This window comes from Pseudomonas sp. HMWF006 (genome assembly GCF_003061205.1).
GTDB lineage: Bacteria > Pseudomonadota > Gammaproteobacteria > Pseudomonadales > Pseudomonadaceae > Aquipseudomonas > Aquipseudomonas monsensis.
In genome coordinates, this window is sequence record NZ_QAIU01000485.1 from 11539 (window position 1) to 15401 (window position 3863).

Below are 3863 nucleotides of genomic sequence, written 5' to 3' on the forward strand. Positions count from 1 at the left end.
AGAATGCCGAGCATGTCCTGTTCGGCCAAAGGCTCGGCGTCGTTGAGCAGGCCCTGATATTCCATCCGTCCGATAATCGCCGTCAACACCTTGGCATCCTGCTGCGGTTCGCGCGAGCCCAGCACCTGGAACAACTGGCAGGTGCCCTGCAGCAAAATCTGCTGATGCGAACGCACCAGATCCGCCAGACGCGGGTTGAGCAGCGCCTCTTGGCGGAAGGCCTGCTCGGCCATCAGATGCTCGCGACGGTTGAGCAGTTGCCGGTGCACATAATCGGCCATCAGCCGCGCAATATTATCGGCCAGTTGCGAGCGTGACTCGGGGCTGCCGTCGCCGCTGACCACCATCTCGCGCAGCAGGCCTTCGTTGTTGATCCACAGCTTGGCCATGTACGCCGCACTGCGCTCGACATACTGGGCGAAGGTATCGGTGAGCAGGTCGTCGATATCCTTGAAGTAATAAGTGGTGGCCGACAGCGGCACACCAGCCTCGGCCGCCACCGCGCGATGGCGCACAGCCCGCACGCCGTCACGCACGACAATGCGCATCGCCGCGTCGAGAATGTCCTGGCGACGCTGCTCGCTGCCCTGTCGGCTGGCCTTGCGGCCCTGGTACTGAACACTTTCAGCGACCGCAGTGGCGATACCCGCTGCACCTTCTTGAGCGATTGCAACCATCACGACTGGACTTCCTCTGTTATTTCAAAAGTAACCAATTGATACATTTGTACCAGACAGGCAATAAAAAGCCGCCTGTTTTAGGCGGCTTTTCAACTGAAACGTTTACGCTTGCGGTCGCATGTGCGGGAACAGGATCACATCGCGGATCGACGGCGAGTTGGTCAGCAACATCACCAGACGGTCGATGCCGATGCCTTCACCGGCCGTTGGCGGCATGCCGTACTCCAGCGCACGCACGAAATCGGCGTCGTAGTGCATGGCTTCGTCGTCGCCGGCGTCCTTGTCGGCCACCTGCGCCATGAAGCGCTCGGCCTGGTCTTCCGCGTCGTTCAACTCGGAGTAGGCGTTGGCGATTTCACGGCCGCCAATGAACAGTTCGAAACGGTCGGTGACGTTCGGGTTCTCGTCGTTACGACGGGCCAGCGGCGACACTTCGAACGGGTACTGAGTGATGAAGTGCGGCTGCTCCAGCTTGTGCTCGACCAGCTCTTCGAAAATCATCACCTGCAGCTTGCCCAGACCTTCGAAGCCCAGCACCTTGGCGCCGGCTTTCTTGGCGATGGCGCGCGCCTTGTCGATGTCGTTCAGATCATCGGCGGTCAGCTCAGGGTTGTACTTGAGGATCGAGTCGAACACCGACAGACGGGCGAACGGCTCGCCGAAGTGGAACACCTTGTCGCCGTACGGCACGTCGGTGCTGCCCAGCACCAGCTGCGCCAGTTCACGGAACAGTTCTTCGGTCAGGTCCATGTTGTCTTCGTAGTCGGCGTAAGCCTGGTAGAACTCCAACATGGTGAATTCAGGGTTGTGACGCGTCGAAACGCCTTCGTTACGGAAGTTGCGGTTGATCTCGAACACTTTTTCAAAACCACCGACCACCAGACGCTTGAGGTACAGCTCAGGCGCGATACGCAGGAACATTTCCATGTCCAGCGCGTTGTGGTGGGTTTCGAACGGCTTGGCTGCCGCGCCGCCCGGAATGGTCTGCAGCATCGGCGTTTCGACTTCGAGGAAGTCGCGCTTCATCAGGAAGCTGCGGATGTGTGCGATCACTTGCGAACGCACGCGGAACGTCTGGCGCACGTCTTCGTTGACGATCAGGTCAACGTAACGCTGACGGTAGCGCTGTTCGGTGTCGGTCAGGCCGTGGTGCTTGTCCGGCAGCGGGCGCAGCGACTTGGTCAGCAGGCGCACGTTGGTCATTTCCACGTACAGGTCGCCCTTGCCGGAACGCGCCAGGGTACCTTCAGCGGCAATGATGTCGCCCATGTCCCAGGTTTTCACGGCGGCCAGGGTGTCTTCGGACAGGGTCTTACGGTTGACGTAGACCTGGATGCGACCGGTCATGTCCTGGATCACCATGAACGAGCCACGGTTGAGCATGATGCGACCGGCAACCTTGACCGGAATTGCAGCCTCGGCCAGCTCTTCCTTGGTCTTGTCCGCGTACTTCTTCTGCAGATCTTCGCAGTAGTTTTCGCGGCGGAAGTCGTTCGGGAAGGCATTGCCCTTGGCGCGCTCGGCAGCCAGCTTTTCCTTGCGCAGGGCGATCAGGGAGTTTTCTTCCTGTTGCAGGGCTTGCGGGTCGAGTTGTTGGTCGCTCATGTCTTTAGATATTCCATCAGGTTCGTTGCCCCCGGGCCTGGCGGCCCGGAGATCGCCAGCTGGGCTGGCTCCTACAGGGATCGGGTTGAATCAGCCGATGCTGTATTGCGTCTTTTACAGCCCTGATTTCAGGCTGGCTTCCAGGTATTCGTCGATGTCGCCGTCGAGCACCTTGTCACAGTCGCTGCGTTCGATGTTGGTGCGCAGGTCCTTGATCCGCGACGCGTCAAGCACGTAGGAGCGGATCTGGTGACCCCAGCCGATGTCGGACTTGGTGTCTTCCAGGGCCTGGGATGCGGCGTTGCGCTTCTGCATTTCCTGCTCGTACAACTTGGCCCGCAGCATTTTCATGGCGGTGTCCTTGTTGGCGTGCTGGGAACGTTCGTTCTGGCAGCTGACCACGGTGTTGGTCGGTACGTGGGTGATACGTACGGCCGAGTCGGTGGTGTTTACGTGCTGACCACCGGCACCGGAGGAACGATAGGTGTCGATCCGCAGGTCTGCCGGGTTGATCTCGATTTCCACCTTGTCGTCGATCTCTGGCGAGACGAACACCGCGGAGAACGAGGTGTGGCGACGGTTGCCGGAGTCGAACGGGCTCTTGCGCACCAGACGGTGGACGCCGATCTCGGTACGCAGCCAGCCAAAGGCGTATTCACCCTTGATGTGCACGGTCGCACCTTTGATACCGGCGACTTCACCGGCCGACAGTTCCATGATGGTCGCGTCGAAACCGCGTTTGTCAGCCCAGCGCAGGTACATGCGCAGCAGGATGTTGGCCCAGTCCTGGGCTTCGGTGCCGCCGGAACCGGCCTGGATGTCCAGGTAGGCGTTGTTCGGGTCCATCTCGTGGCTGAACATGCGGCGGAATTCCAGCTTGGCCAGATTTTCCTCGAGACGGGCCAGTTCGGCGACGACATCGCCCACTGCACCTTCGTCGTTTTCTTCGACAGCCATGTCCAGCAGGTCGCGGCAATCGGCCAGACCGCCGTTCAGTTCGTCGAGGGTGTCGACGATCTGCGCCAGCGCGGCGCGCTCGCGGCCCAGTTCCTGGGCGTATTCAGGTTTGTTCCAGACACTCGGATCTTCAAGCTCGCGATTGACCTCGGTCAGACGCTCATGCTTTTGATCGTAGTCAAAGATACCCCCGAATAGTTTCGGAGCGCTCGGACAGGTCCTTGATGGTGTTCAGGATCGGGTTGATTTCCATGACGGGCAGCACTCGTTGGCGAACTTTTGAAAGCCGGCGAGTATAACGTAATCACGCTGTCACGGCAGCCCGTCTGGCGGGTGTGGGGGGTGAATGGCTTGAGGTTTCTGCCTGAGTGGAGATTGCCAACCCTCACCCTGGCCCTCTCCCAGAGGGAGAGGGAACCGATTGGGGGATATTGGGGAGGTACGCCGACCTGAAATGGCGTTACCGAATCCGTAATCGCCAAGCTTGAAGATCCACAATCGACTCGGTCGATCAGGTCGATGAACAGCGCCAGACACCTCGGCCTGCCCCCTCTCCCTTAGGGAGAGGGGACCGATTGGGGGATATTGGGGAGGTACGCCGACCTGAAATGGCGTTACCGA

3 protein-coding genes are annotated in these 3863 nt (G+C 60.0%); all 3 read right to left on the reverse strand.

Annotated features, from left to right (window positions below):
* Positions 1–677 (reverse strand): TetR/AcrR family transcriptional regulator (locus DBR24_RS21175; RefSeq protein ID WP_128615724.1); only part of this gene is annotated, 677 nt, incomplete at its 3' end.
* A gap of 105 nt (positions 678–782) precedes the next feature.
* Positions 783–2285: a lysine--tRNA ligase gene (gene lysS, locus DBR24_RS21180; RefSeq protein WP_003222049.1), complete on the reverse strand. Its 1503-nt coding sequence runs from the start codon at positions 2283–2285 to the stop codon at positions 783–785.
* A 114-nt stretch (positions 2286–2399) separates the two neighbouring features.
* Positions 2400–3495, reverse strand: a protein-coding gene (gene prfB, locus DBR24_RS21185) for a peptide chain release factor 2 (RefSeq protein WP_099758102.1) whose coding sequence is annotated in 2 segments (ribosomal slippage) — positions 2400–3422 and positions 3424–3495 — 1095 coding nt in all. Because the reading frame shifts where the segments join, the coding sequence is not laid out codon by codon here.
* Positions 3496–3863 lie beyond the last annotated feature (368 nt).